This window comes from Haloarcula sp. MBLA0138, assembly GCF_055632455.1.
Window position 1 is genome coordinate 346,677 of record NZ_JBVMVU010000002.1, and the last position, 20,556, is coordinate 367,232.

The window sequence follows — 20,556 nt, forward strand, 5'->3', positions numbered from 1 at the left end:
TGTCGGCGTAGTCCCGACCGCCACACATGGGCGTGGACACCACAACCGTCGACGGTCGAGTGTTGGATGCGCGTGAGATCGACGGCGAACCCTTCAGCGACATCACGGACGCGCTCGACGCGCTCCCGGCGGGCGACACCCTCGTGCTGGTCAACAGCTTCGAGCCGGAACCGCTGTACGACGTGCTCGAACAGCGTGGGTTCGCCTACGAGACCGCCCACGTCGCCGACGACGAGTGGCACGTCTCGATAACCCACGCGTGAACGTGTTCGGAACAAGAGCCACGCCGAGCGGGCGACAACCGACACGTGCATGTCAGAGACGACGCTCGACGTCCGCGAGATACCGCCGCCACAGCGACATCCGAAGATACACGACGCCTTCGCCGACCTCGACAGCGGCGAGGCGCTGACGCTCGTCAACGACCACGAGCCCACGCCGCTGTTCTACGAGATGCGAGCCGAGGTCGAGGCGTTCGACGCCGACGGCTACGAGGTCGAACGGCGCGCCGACGACGAGTTCGTCGCCACCTTCCCGAAAGAGTAGCGCACGGCCGCCGAACCGCGGTCACGGCCGCCAGACGACCGTCACGACCGCGTCGTCGGTCTCGACGGTCTCGTACTCGTACCCCCGGTCGCGGAGCTTCGGATAGAGGTGCTGCGGTGCTCGGTCGTTCAGTTGGACGAGGACCTCGTCGTCGAGGTCGGCGAGCCGTTCGAGCGTGCGCTGGAGCGGCTGGGGCGGCGGGAGGTCCCGGGCGTCCATCGTCTCGCGGGGGCGGTCCGACGGTGCGGCGGTCGCCGCGACGGCTTCGGTCGACTCGACCATATTGGGGATTCAAGCCGTGCGGTTCAGGCGATTGTGCCGAAGATGTTCGCCGGTCCGCTCGACGGCGCAGCTACGGGCGGCCACCGGGACGGTCGAACGTGTTCGGAGGTCGACTTTCCCACGGGGGCATCCAAGCCCGCAGTGTGGCGGACGCGGGACGTGGCGACCGCGCCCGGGAGACCGGACCGCGGCAGCCGTGCCCGCCGACAGGTGATTCACGATGAACCCGCGAGAAATCGATACGAGCCAACGGCCGTTCGTGCTCATCTGGGAGGTCACGCAGGCTTGCGAACTGGCCTGTAAGCACTGTCGGGCCGACGCCGAGCCGCGTCGGCATCTGGACGAACTGACGACGGAGGAGGCGAAATCGTTCCTCGACGACGCGCGGCGGTTCGGCGAGGGGCAACTCGTCGTCCTCTCGGGGGGCGACCCGCTGGCCCGCGGGGACACGGTGGACCTCGTCGACTACGGGACCGACATCGGGCTCCGGATGACGGCGACGCCAAGCGGTACGGCGTCGCTCTCGCCCGAGCGGGTGCGGGACCTCGCCGACGCGGGACTGCGCCGCATGGCGCTGAGCATCGACGGCGGGTCGGCGGCGGCACACGACGAGTTCCGGCAGGAGGCCGGGAGCTTCGAGCAGACGATGGCGGCCGCGCGAGCGACTCGGGACGCCGACCTCCCCCTGCAGGTCAACACGACGGTCTGTGCCGAGACGGTCGACGAACTCCGGGCGATTCGGGAGTTGGTCGCCGACCTCGGCGCGGTGCTGTGGTCGGTGTTCTTCCTCGTCCCGGTCGGCCGCGGGCGGGTGCTGGACCCGATTTCGCCCGAGCGAGCCGAGCGCGTGATGGAGTGGCTCTGCGAGGTCGCCGACGAGGCACCCTTCGGCGTCAAGACGACGGAGGCCCCCCACTACCGGCGGGTCGCGATGCAGCGCCGTGAGGGGGGCGACGCGACCGCGGGGCCGCCCTCGGACGCCATCGGCCGTCGGACCGGCATCACGGCCGGGGACGGCTTCGCGTTCGTCAGTCACACCGGCTCGGTCTACCCGTCGGGGTTCCTGCCCGAGTCGGCCGGCAACGTCCGCCGGGAGGGCGTCGTCGAGACGTACCGGGACGCGGAGCTGTTCCGGTCGCTGCGCGACACCGACGCGCTCCGCGGGAAATGCGGCGCGTGCGAGTACCGGCAGGTCTGTGGCGGTAGCCGGTCGCGGGCGTACGCCTACACCGGCGACCCGCTAGCCGCGGACCCGCTCTGTGCCTACGTCCCCGACGAGTACGACGGCCCGCGCCCCGAACAGTCGCTAGCGACCGGGGACGCCCCCGCGGCCGAGTGAACCGACGATGGAAGCAGAGCCACACGAACTGTTCCGGGCCGACTCGACCGACCGGGACGACCCCGACACGGCGGCGGTCCGGGACGCCATCCGCGCTCGCGGCGAGGAGATACAGCGCCGGGAGCTTCGGCGGGCGCTGGACCGCCTCGAATCGAACGGTGACCTCACCGCCGAGCAACGCGAGAGCGTCCGTCGGCTGGCGACGGCCGTCGTCGACGGGGTGTTGGCGGCCCCCGAGTCGGCGCTGGCGGAGAGCCACGCCCACGACGCCGAGACGGTGCGAACCGCGCTCGAACTCTTCGACCCCGGGGAGTAGCGGCCCCGACAGGCGGGAAACCGGCGGTACGCGCCACGGCGACCGCGCCGAGGGGCGAACGTGTTCGGGAGTAGGGGAAGGGGTCTCGGCGGCGTTCGCTCACGTATGAGCGTCGTTCCCGGCGACCTCGAAACCGAGCGACAGCCGCCGATGACGGTACCGCTCCGGCACTTCCTCGTCGGGCTGGGCTTCCTGCTGGCCGGCACAGCCGTCGGCGTCGCCGTCGCCGCCGGCACGGCGGAAGGGTACGCGAACCTCGCACACGTCCACCTCCTGCTGGCCGGGTGGGTCTGTCTCACCATCATGGGCGCGATGACGCAGTTCGTCCCCGTCTGGTCGGGCGTGGCGCTGTACTCCCGTCGCCTCGCAACCGTCCAACTGTGGCTGGTCACGGCCGGCCTGTCGGGGTTCACCGCCAGCCTGCTCGTCGGGGCGCTGTCGTGGCTACCGGTGTTCGGAGCCGCGATGGTACTGGGGTTCTGGACGTTCGCGTACAACGTCGGCCGGACGCTCCGGGCGAGTCCCTCGTGGGACGTGACCGAGCGTCACTTCGGTCTCGCGCTGGGTTTCTTCGTCGCCCTGACCGCGCTGGGCTACCTCCTCGCGCTGGGCTTCGTCGTCCCCGTGTTCGCGTCGCTTCCGGTGTCGCGGGCGGCCGTCGTCCAGAGTCACGCGACGCTGGCCGTGTTCGGGGCCGTGCTGACGACCGTGCTGGGCGCGCTCTACCAACTCGCCACGATGTTCACGCAGACGGAACTCCACGGGGTCGACCACCGGCTCCGGCGGTTCGAGGAGGTCGGCTACCCCGCGGGGGTCGTCCTCCTCGCCGCGGGGCGACTGCTCGGGGGCGCGTGGCTCGCGCGCCTCGGTGGCGGGCTGGTCGTCCTCTCGTTGCTGGGTTTCAGCGCGGTACTCGGGCGGCGCTTCTACGAGACGCAGGTCGCGTGGACGCCGATGCTCTCGCGGTACGCCGTCGTGGTCGCCGCGACGGTGCTGTGGGCCGCGCTCGCCGCGCCGGTCTGGCTGACGGAGCCGCTGGCCCGGCCGGCGCTGTTCGGGGCCCCGGGGACGGTCCACCTGCTCGTCCTCGGCGTCGTCGGTTTCGTCGTCCTCGGGACGCTCTATCACGTCGTCCCGTTCGTCGTCTGGGTCCACCGCTACAGCGACCGCCTGGGGTACGAGTCGGTGCCGATGATAGACGACCTCTACAGCGACCGGGTCGCCGCCGCCGACTTCGCGCTGTTCGGGAGCGGGACGGCGGTGCTGGTCGCGGCCGACCTGTTCGCGCTGCCCTCGCCGAGTTCCGCCGTCGGCGGCGGACTCCTGCTCGCGGGGGCGCTCTGTTTCCTCGGGAACGTCGGGTGGGTCGTCCGTGAACACAGTCCGCACTCGCTGCCCGGCCTCCTCTTCGGCACGTTCGGCGACGAGCCCGCGTCCGACGAGTCGGTCGACCCCGCCGACGGCCGCTGACCGCCACCCGCGCCGTGGGTGGCGGCCGCCGCGGCGAGCGATGTCGTAAACGGTGTGGTGAGTGGTGTCGCGGGACGCTGGTTCAGAAGGGCGTGCCGCCGCCGCTCGGTCCGCCGTCCGCCGGACGGCTCCCGCCCGAACCGGCAGCGCCGGGCTCGCTATCGGGGTCCGGGAGCGAACCGGTCTCGCGGAACGTCTCCTCGAGGTCGGCCAGTTCGGCGTTTATCTCGTCGCTTCGCTGGTGGGTCGGGGCGGCGCGAACGCTGACGAGGTCGTACTCGTGGCGCTCCGAGAGGTCGTTCCACGCCCGGAAGGAGCCGACGGTGAGCGTGTGCGTCTGCGGGCAGAACGGCGTCGTCGGCGTGAACTCGGCCCGGAGGACCCCGGGGTCGTCGCGGTCCTCGGCGTACCGGTAGCCGGCGTCCGGGTGGCGGCTGTCGAGGTTCAGCCGCGCCAGATTGTAGTCGAAGGTCACGTCGTAGACCGTCCGCTCCTCGAACAGGTCGCGGGTGGTCGCGTGGAAGGCCGCGTGTTCGGTGCCGTCGAGGACACGATGGCCGTCGAGGAAGGGACCGGGGTCGGGGAGGTGTTCCGGGGCGAACTCGTCGTAGCCGTCGAAGAGCGCGTCGTCGGTGCCGCTACCGAAGGGTGATGGGACGCCGACCATGTAGGGCCGTACGGGCGGTCGCCGCCTGTCGCTGTCCCCGAACACGTTCGCCGGGGAAGCCGACTGCGACCGGCCTCACGCGACGTGGACGCGGGTGACGTGTCCCCCGCAGCCACACTGGCGGACGTACTCAAGTTTCACGTCGTCGGCAAGCGCGTTTTCGAGGGCGGGATAGAGGTAGTCGGCGGGGTGGCCGTGGTCGGCGTGGGTGACGAGGTTGACGTGGTACCCCGGTTCGGTGTGTTCGACCGCGTCGACGGCCTGCGAGACGACGAGGTCCGCGTCGGCGGCGTGACACGGCTTTTCGAGGTTCGCAGACCACGAGTTGTCGTGCGTGCGGTCGGTGACCGGTTCGGCATCACCGTGGTCGCGGTTCGGGGAGGTACTCATCCGAGTCGTTCTCGGAACGGGCGTCGGAAAACGGTGTGTCCGAACGGGTTCGGTATCCGGGACTCAGACGGCGAACTGCTTCGAGCGGGCCGTGGGACGCGCCGCTCGGAGATGTTCACCAAGGGAACTATTGTGCGCCCCGACCCAGCGGCGGGCATGGAAACCGTCACCGCGAGCCGAACGGCGGCCGCGCCGGTCGCGGCGGTCCGCGAGGCGATGCTGGACCTCGAACCGTTCACCGAGGCCGCGGGGTTCGACGAGGTCACCGTCGACGGGCGGACGATACACGTCTCGAACACGGTCGGCATCGCGGAGATACGCCTCGAACTGGCGGTCGTCGACGACCCTGACGCCGCGCTGGCCTACGAGCAACGCGAGGGGATTTTCGAGGAGATGCGGACCGCGTTCACGCTCCGGTCGGTCGACGACGAGTGTGAGGTGACCGCGACGACGGAGTTCGAACTGGACCTCGCGCTGGTCGGTGAGATGCTCGACGCCACCGTCATCTCGCGCCAGCGCCGCCGGGAACTGGAAGCGCAGTTCGACTACCTCGAACGCGTCGCGAGCGACGACTGAGAGAGCGATTGTATAATGGTTCTTCACGCCGTCGTCGCCGACACATGACGGACCACCGAGCGCAGACGGCGGCGACTACAGTACCCGACCCGGTGCAGAACTACGTCGGCGGCGAGTGGGTCGCCGTCGAGGGCAACGAGGGGCACCCGGTCGTCGACCCGGCGACGGGCGAGACGCTGGCGGACGTGCCGTTCACCGGCGACGCGGCGGTCGACGCGGCCGTCGGGACGGCCAGCGAAGCCTTCGAGGCGTGGCGCGCAACGTCGCCCGCCGACCGCGTGCAGCACGTCTTCAACCTCAAGCGGGAACTGGAGGAGCGACAGGAGGCCATCGCGCAGGCGCTGACCCGCGAACACGGGAAGACGCTCGACGAGGCCCGCGGGGAGGTCCGCCGCGGCATCGAGAACGTCGAGGTCGCCGCCGGTATCCCGAACATGCTCCGGGAGGGCAGCGGCAACGTCGAGGGGGTCGGCCCGGCGATGGACGAACACGCCGTCCGCCAGCCACTGGGCGTGTTCACCGCCATCACGCCGTTCAACTTCCCGGCGATGATACCGCTGTGGTTCCTGCCCTACGCCGTGGCGACCGGGAACACCTTCGTCCTCAAGCCCAGCGAGACGGTCCCGCTCAGCTCACAGCTCATCTTCGAGGCCGTCGCGGCCGCGGACTTCCCCGACGGGGTGGTCAACCTCGTCAACGGCGGCGTCGACACCGTCACCGCGCTGCTGGAACACGACGACATCGCCGGCGTCTCCTTCGTCGGGTCGACGCCCGTGGCCCGGCACGTCTACGAGACGGCGGCTCGACACGGCAAGCGCGTGCAGGCACAGGGCGGCGCGAAGAACTACGCCGTCGTCACCGAGGCCGCCGAACTCGACCGGGCCGTCCCCAACATCGTCGGCTCCGTCTACGGCAACGCCGGCCAGCGCTGTCTCGCCAACGACGTGGTGGTCGGCGTCGGCGACGTGTACGACGACCTGCGCGAGAGGCTCGTCGACGCCGTCGCCGACCTGACTGTCGGGAACGGCTTGGACGAGGCCACCGACGTCGGCCCGCTTGTCACGGCCGAAGCCGTCGAGCGCGTGGACGGGATGGTCGAGGACGCCGTCGAGGAGGGGGCCGAACTCGTCGTCGACGGCCGGGGGTTCGACCATCCGGAGTACCCCGACGGGAACTTCCTCGGACCGACGCTGCTGGCGGGGGTCACCACCGAGATGGATATCACCCAGACCGAAATCTTCGGACCGGTGCTGGCACTGGCCCGGGCCGACGACCTCGACGCGGCCATCGAGATGGTCAACAGCACGGCGTACGGCAACGCCTCCTCGCTGTACACGGAGAGCGGAGCCGAGGCCCGCAAGTACCGCTACGAGGTCGACGCGGGCAACATCGGCATCAACGTCGGCGTCTGTGCGCCGATGGGCTTTTTCCACTTCGGTGGCCGGAAGGAGTCGTTCTTCGGCGACCTCCACGCCCAAGGCGAGGACGCCGTGAACTTCTACACCGACAAGACCGTCGAGATTCAGCGCTGGTACAGTCGCTGACGCCGTCGGTCCCCCTGTCTCCGGGGTTCGACGAGTGGGACCCCGCGACGGGAGAGGGCACTGTTGGCCATATGAAAACAGATAGACAAGAGGTGGGAAAGACCGGGCTATCGGTCAAGCGTCTACAAGCACGTCTCGTGTCTCTGTACTCTCGGTATTAGGCCTACTGTTCGTGTCCCCGCACTGACCGAGCGCACCTCTCCTCCCACGGTGTTCCCTTGGAACCCCCTACCGGTGACAGCGGTTGGCACGCGATGCGCCTCGTCACCGCGAGGAGTTACTCGAGTATCTGGTTGCCGACTTCTACGGTGACCAGTGCGATTCCGAATGCGAACAGCCCGTAACCTACGATTCCTGCCGCGAACGACTGTTGGAACAGACCGACGGTACTTCCTGCACCAATTCCCCCGCCGAGCGCCCCGACCTTCCGTGACGCGTCTCCGCCGGACATGGTTCGGAGCGTCTCTACGCTGTCGAGCGCGAACGCCGTCGCCGTCCCGTATATGAGTGGAATCATCGCCACGAGAGCGAGGGAACCGTCGTCGACGGCGACTGTCAGCGCCATCACTCCGAGGCCGACAACCGCCGAGAGGGTGTAGCGAATGGACCGTTGCACAGGAGTATATGTCGCCAGCCCATCATTTCACTGTTCGGAATTGTCTCTCGTCCGGCATGCCCATCACGAGCAGCGTATCTCGACAGAGTCCACACTGGGGATAGAGTCTATCAGCGGGTCGGTGGCTTGCCCGGACAGCAGAGAGCCGGGGAGGTACCCCACGGTCCAATCGGGGGCTCCTATCCCCGAAACCCGGTGAGGTTTCAGGTATCGTCTGAACTTCCCGAGGAGTCGAACTCGGGTGACGAGTGACCCCTCTGCTGGGTGGTGACAAACCACTTGACAGTGATGCCCGTAGATACTCACAGGACACATGTACGAGGACGTTTTGCTCCCGTTCGATGGCAGTAACGGGGCCGCGGAGGCGCTGCATCACGCGGCCGAGATCGCACACTGGGCCGACGCCACTATCCACGTTCTGTTCGTCGCGGATACGGCACGCGATAGTGTCACGGTCGTCGATACGCAGGTCGTCGACGCCCTTGTTCAGGAGGGTGCGGACATCGTCGAGAGCGCAGAGAGGACGCTGGACACACTCGCTGTCGACTGCGAGTCCGATGTCGTCCAAGGGAATCCGGCACCGACAATCGTCGAGTACGCCGAGCGATACGATTACGACGTGATTGTGATGCCGACCCACGGTCGGGAGGGGGTGTCACGGTACCTCGTCGGCAGTATCACGGAGAAGGTCGTCCGTCTGTCTTCGGTCCCGGTTCTGACGGCACGGATGCGCCCCGACGAACAACTGGTGTTCCCCTACGAGAACATCCTCATACCGACCGACGGGAGCCCCAGTGCAGCGCGTGCTGCCGAACACGGTCTCGACCTTGCAGCGGCCCTTGACGCGACGGTTCACGTGCTCTCCGTCGTCGACGATACGTCGCTGGGGCTGGACGTTCGCTCGACTGTTTCGGGACGGGAGCGTGAACAGGCCGCGACCGATGCCGTGGACGACATCGTGTCTGCGGCGGAGACACGCGGTGTATCGAACGCGATCCGGCACGTCGAGCGTGGGTCCCCTCTCGAAGTGATACTCGACACCATCGAGTCGAACGACGTTCACGCCGTCGTGATGGGAACGACTGGGCGGCGTGGAAGTGACCGAATCCTCCTCGGGAGCGTCGCTGAGAAGACCGTCCGCTCTGTCCCCGTTCCCGTCATCACGGTCGGGCACGGAGAGTAGCGGCCCTGTGAGAGCAGTCCCCGTGTCGGGCTCCTGTGGCCGTTTTGGCGTCCGAGATTCGAGTACCCGAGTGGTCACTCGAGAGCCGACCGCACTGAACCTAGACGGGAGCGACTGAACGCGGAGCGCCCACTCGTATCGACGAGCCCTGCGCGGGTATTAGCGGGGCTCGTCTGTTGAGAGGTCGTCGGCGTCGATCGGGTCTTCGATATCACCCATCACCGATTCGAGCAGGTCTGTGACAGTTACCATCCCGACGGCCTCGCCGTCTTCGATGATGAGAGCGAGTTCCTGACTCGCTGCTTGGAACTGGTCGATGGCGTCACTGACATCCACGTCCGGGGAGAGCGTCATCGGTGGTGCTGCCAGTTCGGTGAAGTCGACGTTCCCCGTGGCGAGCTCCTCGCGATGTCGCGCCAGAATAGGGAAGTAGACGATTCCCTCGAAGTCGGTCAACTCGTCACCGATTAGCGGGTACCGAGTGTGTGGGTTCGCTTCCATCCGTCGGAAGTTCTCTTCCGAGTCGACCGCTGTCGACAGCGCGACGATGTCGTCTGCGGGGACCATCACCTCGCGTATCGGCTTTTCACCGATAGCGAGGGCGTTCATCACCTCCTCGCGGCGGTCGGCAGCCACGTCACCGTCTTCGAGAACCGACCCAAGCTGGTTTCGGAGGTCGGCGCGAGTCTCGATAATTTCCTGCTCGGTCTCGGTCCACGACTGGGTCATCTCGATGCCGAACAGCCCGAGCGTTGCTTTTGCAACCGAGTCACCGACCCAGATGGCCGGGGCGAGGATTTTGGCGAACCAGTACAGAGGTCGCGCCCCGTACCGGGCGACCTGTTTGGAGCGCTCGACGCCGAGGTACGTCGGTGTCTGTTCCCCGTGTGTGAGGTGGACCAGATTGATGACGAGAAATCCGAGTAGCGAACCGGCTCCCGCCGATGCAAGCGTGGTGTTCTCGAACAGCGGCTCGAATATGGCTGCGAGTCCGGGTTCGGCGATGATACCCAGCGCGATACTCGTACCGGATATCCAGACTTGGCACGTCGTTAGATAAAACTCCAGATCGTTGGTCATCTCCCAGGCGAGTTCGAGCCCCGGGGCGTCGAACTCCGACTTGGGGTACTGTCTAACACGGGTCAGGGCGAACTCGATGGCGACGAAGTAGGCGTTCACGCCGATGAGGATGATGCCACCGAGAATCCGCAAACCGATTTCGAGCGGGTCCATCGCCCGGCGATACTAGTAGCAGACAAAAAATAGTATGGACATCGAATCACACCGAGATAGCAAAGTAGCAGTGTTGCGTGGGGGTGTGCGCTTCTCGTCTCGCTGCCGCGGCAGCTATCACTCGTACCCCAGAGAGGTGTTTTCGATTCACCAGTGTCTCGCTGGTTGCGTACCACGGCACTGTTGCGTTGCGAATGACAAGAAACGATCACGGTTCGAATTTCTCGGGGTCAAAATCAGATATCCGAATACGAGAACAAGTTACACCGGCTCTGTCGAAATACTCAGACCTTGATCGGAATGTCGTCCTGAACACAGGGCGCGAATCCGGCAGTATGTTACCTCCTAGTCCCTGTCGTGGAATCGCGTAGCACGGGAAAGGGCGTTCAACTGGCATCTCAGTGAGTCATAATTTTGTATCTTTAGCAGGAATACACCGCTTATGGTCCCATATATCAGCGACTTTCTGTTCAACGAGCCACAAGGCCGTCCCAAATCACTCGTCCAGTTTGGCGTGGCGCTTTCCTTCCTGTGCATATTCGTGTATGCTTGGAGCGTCGGCGACGCTGGAGAAGTCCTGTGGGTACTATTCCTTATCGTCGGAACTGCGCTATCCGGACTCGCCGAATCCCTCCCCAAGAACCGGCGACAGGCGGTAGGCATACTTCGCTTCGCGGCGGTCCTCGTACTGCTATGCGTCGTCGCTGCCCCCTTCATCGGTCTCAAGCTTATTATTGGAGGATAGCCGTCGGTGTTGTCGTTTTCTGTACCGAACGATTCGTAGTTCAGCCTGCGATGTCTCGGTGACATCACGTCCACAGACCCGAACCGTTCCCGAAAGCTCACTGGGCACAGCGTGCGGAATGAGTCTCACTGTTCATTCGGGTTGCCCCGATATTCGGCCCGTACTCTTAATGTGGCTTGTATTAGAAAAAGAGGGGGTAGTCCTGCCCATAGGTTAGAAAAGCGAGTCACAATCGTCGACCGAACTAGACTCCCGACATCGGGTGTTAATGTCTAATTCGTTCCCAGTTTGGGGGACCCACGTCAGAAGAGAGGCCAAGAACCCGACAGATTTCTCTCCCGACACTCTGGAAATATGCGCCACGCGTCGATTTGCGGTTCAAAACCTAAGACGACGGTTCGCTGAGCTTCGATTTTTTATCGAAAACAGAAATCAGAAACACACTCCTACCAATTGCCGTGAGCACAACAACGAGTCCCGGTTCGAGAGTCCGTTCGGTCGGTGTCCGAGGTCGGAACAACGACCGACATGAGACGGTCTATTGCGTGCCTTCGGACGGTCAAGACCCATGAACGTCACAATTCTAGCGGACAATACAGTGGCGACGGGAATCCCGAAGGGCCTCCGCGGCGAGTGGGGGTTCGCGGCAGCGGTCGGCGACGTGCTATTTGACACCGGCCAGTCGTCGGCCGCTCTGGATAACGCGCGATTGCTTGATATCGGAACGGAGTTCGAAGACATCGTGTTGAGCCACGCGCACTACGATCACACTAAAGGGCTCGAACCGTTCCTCGATCCGCAGAAGCGTCCGACTGTCTACTGCCATCCTGACATCTGGAACGGCCGATTCATTCAGGAACCGGCGAACGGACGGATTCTGGACGAACCGATTCACATCGGAGTTCCCCATTCTCGTGTGGAAGTGGAGACAGGCGCCGAGATAGTCGAACACCGCGACCCCGTAGAAGTGAGCGAGGGCGTGTTCGCGCTCGGTGAGATTCCACGGCCCCACGCTGACAACCCCGTCCACCTGCGTCAGGAAGACGGCGAACTGGTCGACGATTCGGTGCCCGACGACCAATCAGTCGCAGTCAAAACGACCGACGGGACGGCGCTCGTGCTCGGATGCTGTCACGCAGGCCTTCGAAATACCGTCGAGCATGCCGAAACGGTCACCGGCCAAGAAGTTCGTCACGTCATCGGCGGTACACACCTCGTCGCCCGTGACGCCGACGAAATCCACGAACTAGCGGACTGGCTAGACGGCAAACTCGACGTGTTCGCCGGGACGCACTGTACCGGCTTCCAAGCGGAGAAGATCTTCTCGGAGCGGCTCCCCAGTGCATTTCGCTCGGTCGGTGTCGGAAGTTCGATCGAACTTCCGCCGAACCGCTGACGCTCTCCAGATGTTCAACCCCGCAGTATCTCGAATCACTCAGATGCCCTCTTTGAGCTGATTCAACTGGTCTTTGAACTGACGCTGGCAAGTGGAACAACAGAAGTGATACATCTGATCATCGATCCATTCGGATTCGCCCTGATTATCCACGTTGTTTCCGCATTCCGCACAGGTGAGTGCGAAATCTGTTCCGTCGATCGATGGTTGCCACTCGATTTCGTCGATGAGCGTCACAGTGTACTCCGCGTCCTCGGCTGGGTCTAGTAGACTGCGGAGCCAAGGGTGGACGTTATGAACATCGACCCTCGCGTTGAACCACAGCTCGCCGCCAGCGGTCACCATCACGTGCTCCACCGCGTCAGATTCGTCGAGACGCGACCGGAGCGTTGTGAAGGAGCCTTTGGGGTCGACTTGGACGAAAATCTGTGCCCCAGCACCGAGCTGGGTCCGGTCGATATCCACGGTGAAACGGTTGATCACTCCCGCGTCTTGCAGCCGTTCAATGCGGTCAGCGACGGCGGGATCCGAGAGGTCTACTTCCTTAGCGAGGTCAGTATATGACTGTCGGGCGTCGTGACTGAGCAGTTGCAGAATCTCAATGTCGGTCTCGTCGAGAGATGCCATACTCTCGATAGAAACCCGACGAGAGAAGTAAGCAATGGTTAGAAAAAGAAGGTTCCAAACCCGTAATCCTGACATTCTTAGTGAGAATCGCGTTATTCAGTTGGACTGCCTGTAGACGTGAAATGCCGACAGATTTGGGAACGGTAGCCAACACGCTGGGCCCGCTCTCGGGTCGTGCCTGTCGAATGACTCATGGAACACGAATCGACGTCGAATCGACCCAGAACTGGTATATGCTCCGAAACTTTCCTGCGGGTACTCAGTAGTTGAGACCGGCGCTCTCAATGCATACGGATTTGAACTCAGCTGTCCGCGAAAAATCCACTTTTCCACCGATTCACCAACATCATTTGAGAATTCGGGTTAACGACACGGGTTTCCGCTAAGCCTGTGAAGTATCTAGTCCATGTTCACGCGAATTAACGTCTCAACTGAATATGGTGGGACTACTCATGAGCAACTCAGAACAGCGGATAGCGACCGAGACAGCACTAGAGCTGCTGACCAACCAGCAGCGACGACAGATCCTCCGCCGAGTGGCTAAGACACCCGACGGCACGACCGTCGACCAACTCACACAGCACCTGCGAGGGTCAGATTCACTCCACCCAGACGGTAACGGTTCTGTAGAACATCGAGGTATCGAACTTCATCACGTTCACCTGCCGGGAATCCAGTAGTTGAGACCGACCATCCCAATGCATATGGAATGTATTCTTTGCAACTCCAGAAAGAGAATCATGGGACTCTATCGACCTAACAGACGCTGTCGGAGCGAGCGAGTGTGTGGCCGTTCGGCGAGTAAAACCGTCGTATCGAGATCATCAAGGGCGGATATGTTCAGCGATCCGCCCACGACTCGAGAGAGCAAACCACGCTCTGTTGCTCCCACGATGACCAGTGTCCGACCGGCCGATGCGTTCTCGATTGCAGTTTCCACGTCGCCCGTCTCAATCAATAGTTCGGCCTCTTCTAACTCGTGATCGGCGACCCAGTTCTGAAGAAACTCTCGGCCCGAGGTCGGATTATCGGCCACATGCAACACCGAGACGTTCGCACCAACTGTTGCTTGAAGCGCCTTTGCGACCTCCGCGGACAGGTCTGAAGAGTAACCACCAGCAGTCGGCAACAGGATTTCACTTGCATCGAATCCGCGCTCATCGAGAACGAGCACGTCACACGGTGGTTCGTGAAGCAACTCGTCGAGGGGGCCTTCGGCACGGCGTCCGGCCAAGCGCGTCCCTCGGTGGCCCATAATCAGCCTGTCAATGTCGTGCTCGTGGGCCGCGTCAAACACCTCCTTGAGACCTTGATGCGAGAGGATCGTTCGAGTCTCGATTGGGACTCCGAGATCGGCAGCATCGGTTTGGGCGTCGGCCAGCAACTGCTCGGACGTCTCCGGCAGGCGCTCACGCTGGTCAGCGGCGGCTGTAAGCGACGTCTGGTCTGGTACTTGAATAACGTGAGTCGCAAGGAGCCGTCCGCCATCGTTCCTCGCGAGCGCCGCCGCTAACGTGATAAGCGCGCGTTCCGTCCGAGGATTGGAGAGCGCAACCATCGTCGTCGGGATGTCGGGTTCTTCACCGGCGCCGTCCGGAGCAACGGTCGCTGCTGCGTTGACCACGGCTCGGGGAAACTCCTCTTGCCGGTTCAGAACGTGTCGGCCGAGGAGCCCTTGGTTCTCGGTTCGACGACGTGCATACGCGAAGTACCACACCAGTGCTGCGACGACGAATACCGCCGAGAGGAGGAGTTCGCGTTGGCCGACGAACGCCAGCAGCCCGATCGAGAGGATCATTCCCAGGATCGGCGTCAGTGGATAGAACGGGACACGGAACGCGGGCTCGTATTCAGGATCGGTTTCGCGGAACACGATGAGTGCGGCGTTCATCAGCGCGTAGACGACCAGATGAAGGACGCTCGCCGCCTTCGCGAGAACTTCAATGTTCTGTCCGAGAAGCGTAATAAAGACGACGATCATCGCACCCGTGACCAGAATCGACCGGTACGGCGTCGCGTAGGAGGGGTGAATTTCGTTGAGCCAGTTGGTGACGATCCGGTCGCGACCCATTGCGAAATTAATGCGTGCCGACGCGAGAATCGACGCGTTCGCGCTCGAGGCTGTCGCCAACAGTGCACCCAGTGTCACAACCGTGACGGCGATGCCGGCTACCCCACCGGGGAACGCGACCCGAGTGGCCTGCGTGAGGGGTGCGGTCTGACTCAATTCGGGCCATGGCACCACACCAAGCATAATGCTCACGAGGACCGCGTAGGCGATCATTACGACGGCAACGCTTCCGATGACGGCTCGCGGGAGATTCCGGCCCGGGTCCTTCAGCTCCTCGGCGACGGTCGCGATCTTCGCGTACCCGAGGAACGAAACAAAAATTAGTGCCGTCCCGGGAAGGATCGCTCCATACCCGAGGGGCGCGAGTCCGCCGTCGCCGAGCAGCGTCCCGAAGTCGAACGAGAGCCACCCCTGGATCGCGAACAGCGCGAGGATCGACAGCAGAATCGTCACGATAATCGTCTGAACGCCGCCGGTCTCCTTGGCGCCGATGTAATTGACCCCGACGAAGACCACACCAGCGATGAGCGCGCCCACTTGGATATCAGAGAGGAACAAGACACCCGGGATCGGGAGCAGTGTGGTAAGGTACTGGCCGAATCCGATACTGTAGAACGCACTCGCGAACGCCAGCCCCGTCCAGTCACCGAGGCCGGCGATCGACCCGAATAGCGGACCGAGGGCACGATTGACGTAGTAGTAGCCGCCGCCAGCTTTGGGCATCGCGGTCCCGAGTTCCGAGACCGACAGTGCATTCACCATCGCGATCGACCCGCCGATTACGAACGAGACAACAACGACGGGACCAGCCGTGCTGGCTGCGACGCCGGGCAAGACGAAGATACCGGCACCGATCATCGTTCCGATCCCGATGGTCAGCGCCGAGAGCAGCCCGAGGTCCTTCGCGAGTTCCTCGTCACCCATCAGCTCCCCTCCCGTTCAGTGAGCGCCGTCCGCTGAGAAGGGTTTACCAGACAACACGTCTCATCCGGCAGATAACCTGGGTGACCCGGTCCGATACGGTTCCCCTTCCTGCGTGTGCAACGCGTGTCACAATCCGCAGCCAGTTCGCTGTGCATATCTGGCTCTCCGAGATAAAACAATTTCAAACCCTCGATTAGAGTGTAAGACATAATATTAGCCACTATAATTTGGATTTACAAGATAAAGACAAATTTACTACACAAACTTTAAGACGGTCGACCCGTCAGTTGCGCTATGCACCACACCCCGCTGTCTCCAGTCAGGTCTGGCGACCCAGCGTTCAACAGTGCGGTTACCGGGACCCGCTTAACGCGCGGTGATCCGGCATGAGTACGGGCGTATTCAGGCGCATTCTTGTCCCAGTCGCGTCCGAATCGGACGCGCACGCGACTGCTACCGCGGTTCGGCCAATTCTGAATGGTGACGGGGGTACCGGCATATTCGTGTACGTCGTAGAGAAAGCTGGCGGCGCCCCGGACAAAGCGTCGGTCGAACAGCAGGAAACATACGCTCAGAAGCTGTTCGACGGTGTTCACACCGTGCTTGAAGGGCAAGGTCTCTCGTATGAAACAGACGTTCTATATGGAACTGACATCGGAGAGGCGATCATTGAGGGAGCACACGCTCATCAAGCAAACGGGATTGCGTTCACTCCCCGCGGTGGGAGTCGATGGCTCAAGCTTCTCACGGGGGATGTCACGGAAACGCTTGTTTCCTCAAGCGACCTGCCGGTTATCGTCCTCCCCGAGGCTGACAGTGCTTCCGGGACGAGGTCTCCACGATGAATTAGGACTTTCAGTAAGAGAAGCCAGATATATTGGTGCTACCCAAATACAGATTGTATGGTATACGGACTCGACGATATCGACCGATCGATCCTCTATCATCTCTCTCGGGATGCCCGACGTAACTCGGCCACAGATATCGCCGACCACGTCCGGGTATCCGCCCAGACGGTGCGCAATCGAATCAAACAACTCGAGGAGAGCGGTGTGATCAAGGGGTATCACCCACAGATCGATTACGAACGGGCCGACGGTCTGCTTACGAACCTGTTCATGTGTACCACGTCGGCGAGCGACCGCGAACGTTTGGCCCGACAGGCACTCCAGATCCCCGGGGTGGTCAACATCCGTGAGATTATGACCGGACACACCGATCTGCGGATTACAGCTATCGGCCAGGACACGGACGAGATTTCACAGATCGCCCGGGCGATTACTGATCTCGGTATCGACATCGAAGAAGAGGATCTGGTTCGACGTGAACACGTTAGCCCGTACCGGAAATTCGACTCAGATGGCGCACAACAGGGGCCAGCGATCACGGACTTTCTCAGTCTTGCCGGGGACGCGGAGCTGCTCGAAATCACCGTCGAAGAGGGAGCCGACATCGCAGGCAAGACGCTCGAAGAAGCGAACGCCAACGATCTCCTCGATGAGGACGTGCTGGTAATTACGATTGAACGAGACGACGTCATCATCACCCCCCGTGGGAAGACGACGGTCAAGGCTGGGGACGCGGTCACACTACTGCTCCGAGGCGATGCCGATGCAGAGTTCGGAACCACATTTGGTGGTGCTGGGGACCGATAATCCCAATAGCTCTCGTCGCTGTGGAGGCAGACGAGTGTCTGATCGCCTGTCATCAAGACGGAGAGATAAAACAGACGCAGTCGTCGATCGCCTCGTGATTCGATGGCGGTCCCAGAACGCCTCTCTCCACGTTTCTTTTGACGGAATCGTTTTTGACCTCGCGTGCAATTAATATGTATGAGTTCTGCGTCACCCTCGCCAGCCACCGTGTTGAATGCTGTCGACACGCTCGCACCTGCTGGCACGCCGGTGACGACGACGGAGGTCGCAGCCGAGTTCGACTGTACAGCGCGCACGATTTACAACAAGTTAGATGTCCTCGTCAACCAAGGTGCTCTTGAGACAAAGAAAGTCGGGGCGAGAGGTCGAGTGTGGTGGCGACCTACGGAGCAGTCATCCGATGAGTTATATGATGCTGCTCACTCTCGGTCACCGTCGGCGAATAATCGACTCCGAGAAGGGCACGATTCATTCCAGTTATCGATGGAAAACCTCGGCCAAGAGAACCTCAGTACCTCACAAAGCATCACCAGTTAGCCTGACCTAAGTCACCTGTTCTGTCGTGATGAGTCGTCGATAGCGGTTGAACAACACTAATCGGAGACGGAGCTGTCGCTGTCGGCGGCGGTCAGCCGCCGACGCGACAGCGTAGCCACTCACAAGGCGGCGATCCTGGTAAGTGACTACCGATGAAACCGGTCGTCAGGTGGCCGGTTTGCGGGGACGGCCCGACGCACCGCGAGGGCCGTCCACGCGGCCCGGCGAACCATATTCACGAACTCCTTGTACGGCCACCACCAGAGGCGACGCCCACCTCGGCGGGGCGTCGCCACGTATTCGTAGTGGAGATACCGCCAGACGTTCTGCAACAGCAGACTCACCACGACGTACATCAGTCTCACCGTTGCGTCTCGTGTCGTTGTCGTCGCTATCGCTTGCTCGGACAAGCGATAGCTCGACTCGATACCGAAGCGTTTCGAGTAGTGGTATCGAGCGTCGCGTGGAGTCTCGATGAACGGCGCGTCAGCGGCGTAGCCGTGACGCGCCACGCCGTTCTCGTCATACCGTCCATTCAGGTACGTACAGTCGATGTAGACGGGAAACTCGACGGTCCAGCTATGACCGTCGAGTTTCCCTGTCAGGTCGTGTTGAATGACGCGGCTCCAGCCTTCCGAGAGTTCCTGCTGAATCGCCTCACCCCACCGGATGATCGGGACCACGTAGGCGTAGTTATGCGCCTGAAGCAGCGTGAGACACTTGCTGTCGTAGAATCCGCGATCGAGGTAGACGGCCTTGACCTCGGTGTCAAGGCCGTCAAGCACACCGAGGAACTCAGCGAGGACGCTGCTGGCGGTGTCGCCGTCTTCGAGACGGCGCACCGCCAGCGTGTAGCGTTTGTTCTTCACACGCGCGTAGAGTGTCGCGTACGCGTGGAACGCGGTGGTTCCCCGCTTCGCTTCCGAGTGGTAGAGGCCGTCTGTGTCGGCTTCGTCACCGTAGTAGGGCCGCAGGTGGAGGTCTGCGCAGACCTCCACCTGCTCGGGGAGCAGTTCGACGACATCCTGCCGAAGGAGTGTGTTAGCGACTCGTTCGAGCCGTTCCGGCTCGAACTTCGTCCGCAGGTGGTAGAGGATCGTGTTCGCCGATGGCGAGTCTTCACTGGAGTTGCACAGCGTGGAGATCGAGGTCCCGTCGGCGGTCGCGCCGACGAGGACCTCGTAGATGTCCTCGGGATCGATTTCAGCGTTATTCGCCAGGGTGAGAGAAACTTCCTCGTCAAGCCGGTTGACGAGGAAGTTAAGAAGTTGGTCTTCGTGGATTTCACTGTCCGCTTGCTTTGCTTGCTTGGACACAACTCAGCAAGCGGACTCCTTCAACTTGCGAGCTTTGTGAGGTACTGATTCTATAACACAGGAGTCGGATGAGTCGAGAGCTGTTGACTCTGCTTCCGTAACTCCAGTTGAGGGAGCAGGTGCCATGATTACCCGCGAATCGTCGTATATCGCGAGGTGAAGCGGTATCGGTCCAGGGACGAACAGCAGTCGTGCACTTGGCCTGATGGAGCCCTCTTCGAGATACACGGAATAATCGTCTTGTGCGGCATAATCGACAAATCGATGGTCGCTGTGAAACTGGAAGAGAACCTGGTCGGTGAATATAATAGTGACACTAGGGGTGTGTTCGATGACGGGACGGTATGCCTGATCGAGTGCGGGGCTCCGGATGGCACTCATACCCTGTAATCCTTGTAAATCTACTTTAGCGCCGCTCACGAACGCGTTCAGTACGTTGTGGGGCTGGTCAGGAGTATTATGGATAAGCGTGGAATCTTCAAGGGCTTCGAGCGGAAACGAATCGAACTCAGCGGGTAGCCATCGGATGAACTTCTTGTATTCAATAGCTCCTGCTGCTATGGTCTGAAGTTGTTCGAATGCCTGCTGAAGCAGCTCACCTGTCTCTGATAGTTCATAGACACCTGCTCGGAGCTCGACGTGGCCATCCTTCTGTAGACAGGTGATTATCCGATGGACCGTTGTACGAGAGATTGCTCTTTCATCTCGGGCACGCTCGACGAGATTGCACTTTCTAATGGACTCTTCACTGAGAGCACGGAGTAGCCACTGTTGGTGTGATGAGCGTGCGAGGCGGGCAAGCGATTCGATTGTTACCTTCGCATCGATATCGGAGTAGGCCTGCAGCAGTCTCGCTCCAGAGCAGGTCAACGTGTACCGCTCGTTCCGCTCTCGAACGAGACCGGCTTCTTCGAGTGGGGCAACCGCTCGATACGTCGTCTGGCGAGTAACACCTGTCATCTCTGCAAGATCGGGAATACAGAGGCTTCCACGTTGGAGAGCTTGCAAGACGCGGATACGCGTTGGATGCGGCCCCCGGTGTGAGGAGCTAGCACTGGCTTGTACCCGGGAATCTAGAAGAGATTGGAGGAATTTCTCGGGATTCATAGTGCGATTACTGCAT

The 20,556-nt window shown here is 62.3% G+C and carries 21 protein-coding genes; 12 read left to right on the forward strand and 9 right to left on the reverse strand.

Annotated elements, in window-relative coordinates:
- Window positions 1–26 precede the first annotated feature (26 nt).
- Both ACV7JO_RS17180 and ACV7JO_RS17185 read left to right on the forward strand, forming a co-directional pair.
- On the forward strand, window positions 27–263 hold the full coding sequence (locus ACV7JO_RS17180) for a DUF2249 domain-containing protein (protein ID WP_470355890.1): 237 nt from the start codon (window positions 27–29) through the stop codon (window positions 261–263).
- A gap of 49 nt (window positions 264–312) precedes the next feature.
- A complete protein-coding gene (locus tag ACV7JO_RS17185) occupies window positions 313–546 on the forward strand; it encodes a DUF2249 domain-containing protein (protein ID WP_470355891.1) in 234 nt (77 codons plus the stop codon).
- Between the two features lie 21 nt (window positions 547–567).
- Here ACV7JO_RS17185 and ACV7JO_RS17190 read toward each other — a convergent pair whose 3' ends face one another.
- The gene (locus tag ACV7JO_RS17190; RefSeq protein ID WP_470355892.1) at window positions 568–828 is read right to left on the reverse strand and encodes a DUF2249 domain-containing protein; all 261 of its coding nucleotides are present in this window, start codon (window positions 826–828) and stop codon (window positions 568–570) included.
- Window positions 829–1,048: 220 nt separating this feature from the next.
- Here ACV7JO_RS17190 and ACV7JO_RS17195 point away from each other — a divergent pair, with 220 nt between their 5' ends.
- From ACV7JO_RS17195 to ACV7JO_RS17205, 3 genes are all read left to right on the forward strand, one after another.
- A complete protein-coding gene (locus ACV7JO_RS17195; RefSeq protein WP_470355893.1) occupies window positions 1,049–2,167 on the forward strand; it encodes a TIGR04053 family radical SAM/SPASM domain-containing protein in 1,119 nt (372 codons plus the stop codon).
- A gap of 7 nt (window positions 2,168–2,174) precedes the next feature.
- A complete protein-coding gene (locus ACV7JO_RS17200) occupies window positions 2,175–2,483 on the forward strand; it encodes a hypothetical protein (RefSeq protein WP_470355894.1) in 309 nt (102 codons plus the stop codon).
- A 105-nt stretch (window positions 2,484–2,588) separates the two neighbouring features.
- A complete protein-coding gene (locus tag ACV7JO_RS17205) occupies window positions 2,589–3,953 on the forward strand; it encodes a hypothetical protein (RefSeq protein WP_470355895.1) in 1,365 nt (454 codons plus the stop codon).
- Window positions 3,954–4,035: 82 nt separating this feature from the next.
- On the opposite strand, the gene ACV7JO_RS17210 is transcribed toward ACV7JO_RS17205, so the two are convergent.
- Window positions 4,036–4,620 carry a DUF7998 family protein gene (locus ACV7JO_RS17210; protein ID WP_470355896.1) on the reverse strand — a complete coding sequence of 195 codons (585 nt, stop codon included), beginning with the start codon at window positions 4,618–4,620 and terminating at the stop codon, window positions 4,036–4,038.
- A 75-nt stretch (window positions 4,621–4,695) separates the two neighbouring features.
- A complete protein-coding gene (locus ACV7JO_RS17215; RefSeq protein WP_470355897.1) occupies window positions 4,696–5,010 on the reverse strand; it encodes a CGCGG family putative rSAM-modified RiPP protein in 315 nt (104 codons plus the stop codon).
- 156 nt (window positions 5,011–5,166) lie between these two features.
- On the opposite strand from ACV7JO_RS17215, the gene ACV7JO_RS17220 reads away from it, so the two are divergent.
- Both ACV7JO_RS17220 and ACV7JO_RS17225 read left to right on the forward strand, forming a co-directional pair.
- Window positions 5,167–5,586 (forward strand): SRPBCC family protein, encoded by a 420-nt coding sequence (locus ACV7JO_RS17220; RefSeq protein WP_470355898.1) that lies wholly within the window; start codon window positions 5,167–5,169, stop codon window positions 5,584–5,586.
- A 44-nt stretch (window positions 5,587–5,630) separates the two neighbouring features.
- Complete coding sequence (locus ACV7JO_RS17225; protein WP_470355899.1) at window positions 5,631–7,130, forward strand: CoA-acylating methylmalonate-semialdehyde dehydrogenase; 1,500 nt, start codon at window positions 5,631–5,633, stop codon at window positions 7,128–7,130.
- A gap of 277 nt (window positions 7,131–7,407) precedes the next feature.
- Here ACV7JO_RS17225 and ACV7JO_RS17230 read toward each other — a convergent pair whose 3' ends face one another.
- Complete coding sequence (locus ACV7JO_RS17230; protein WP_470355900.1) at window positions 7,408–7,695, reverse strand: DUF8153 family protein; 288 nt, start codon at window positions 7,693–7,695, stop codon at window positions 7,408–7,410.
- Between the two features lie 364 nt (window positions 7,696–8,059).
- Here ACV7JO_RS17230 and ACV7JO_RS17235 point away from each other — a divergent pair, with 364 nt between their 5' ends.
- The gene (locus ACV7JO_RS17235; RefSeq protein ID WP_470355901.1) at window positions 8,060–8,929 is read left to right on the forward strand and encodes a universal stress protein; all 870 of its coding nucleotides are present in this window, start codon (window positions 8,060–8,062) and stop codon (window positions 8,927–8,929) included.
- A gap of 159 nt (window positions 8,930–9,088) precedes the next feature.
- Here the strand turns inward: ACV7JO_RS17235 and ACV7JO_RS17240 are convergent, their stop codons facing one another.
- Window positions 9,089–10,162: a CNNM domain-containing protein gene (locus ACV7JO_RS17240; protein WP_470355902.1), complete on the reverse strand. Its 1,074-nt coding sequence runs from the start codon at window positions 10,160–10,162 to the stop codon at window positions 9,089–9,091.
- Window positions 10,163–10,604: 442 nt separating this feature from the next.
- Between ACV7JO_RS17240 and ACV7JO_RS17245 the strand changes: the two genes are divergently transcribed.
- Complete coding sequence (locus ACV7JO_RS17245) at window positions 10,605–10,907, forward strand: DUF8011 family protein (protein ID WP_470355903.1); 303 nt, start codon at window positions 10,605–10,607, stop codon at window positions 10,905–10,907.
- 568 nt (window positions 10,908–11,475) lie between these two features.
- Entirely contained in the window at window positions 11,476–12,303 is an 828-nt protein-coding gene (locus ACV7JO_RS17250) for an MBL fold metallo-hydrolase (RefSeq protein WP_470355904.1), read from the forward strand.
- Between the two features lie 39 nt (window positions 12,304–12,342).
- Here ACV7JO_RS17250 and ACV7JO_RS17255 read toward each other — a convergent pair whose 3' ends face one another.
- Together ACV7JO_RS17255 and ACV7JO_RS17260 are read right to left on the reverse strand one after the other, a co-directional pair.
- On the reverse strand, window positions 12,343–12,930 hold the full coding sequence (locus ACV7JO_RS17255) for an AsnC family transcriptional regulator (protein WP_470355905.1): 588 nt from the start codon (window positions 12,928–12,930) through the stop codon (window positions 12,343–12,345).
- Between the two features lie 748 nt (window positions 12,931–13,678).
- Complete coding sequence (locus tag ACV7JO_RS17260) at window positions 13,679–15,925, reverse strand: amino acid permease (protein ID WP_470355906.1); 2,247 nt, start codon at window positions 15,923–15,925, stop codon at window positions 13,679–13,681.
- A gap of 386 nt (window positions 15,926–16,311) precedes the next feature.
- Here ACV7JO_RS17260 and ACV7JO_RS17265 point away from each other — a divergent pair, with 386 nt between their 5' ends.
- Window positions 16,312–16,770: a universal stress protein gene (locus tag ACV7JO_RS17265; protein WP_185194139.1), complete on the forward strand. Its 459-nt coding sequence runs from the start codon at window positions 16,312–16,314 to the stop codon at window positions 16,768–16,770.
- 57 nt (window positions 16,771–16,827) lie between these two features.
- A complete protein-coding gene (locus ACV7JO_RS17270; RefSeq protein ID WP_470355907.1) occupies window positions 16,828–17,580 on the forward strand; it encodes an Lrp/AsnC family transcriptional regulator in 753 nt (250 codons plus the stop codon).
- A 683-nt stretch (window positions 17,581–18,263) separates the two neighbouring features.
- Here ACV7JO_RS17270 and ACV7JO_RS17275 read toward each other — a convergent pair.
- Together ACV7JO_RS17275 and ACV7JO_RS17280 are read right to left on the reverse strand one after the other, a co-directional pair.
- Window positions 18,264–19,433 carry an ISH3 family transposase gene (locus ACV7JO_RS17275; RefSeq protein ID WP_470353182.1) on the reverse strand — a complete coding sequence of 390 codons (1,170 nt, stop codon included), beginning with the start codon at window positions 19,431–19,433 and terminating at the stop codon, window positions 18,264–18,266.
- Between the two features lie 3 nt (window positions 19,434–19,436).
- On the reverse strand, window positions 19,437–20,540 hold the full coding sequence (locus ACV7JO_RS17280; protein WP_470355908.1) for a MarR family transcriptional regulator: 1,104 nt from the start codon (window positions 20,538–20,540) through the stop codon (window positions 19,437–19,439).
- Between the last annotated feature and the right edge of the window lie 16 nt (window positions 20,541–20,556).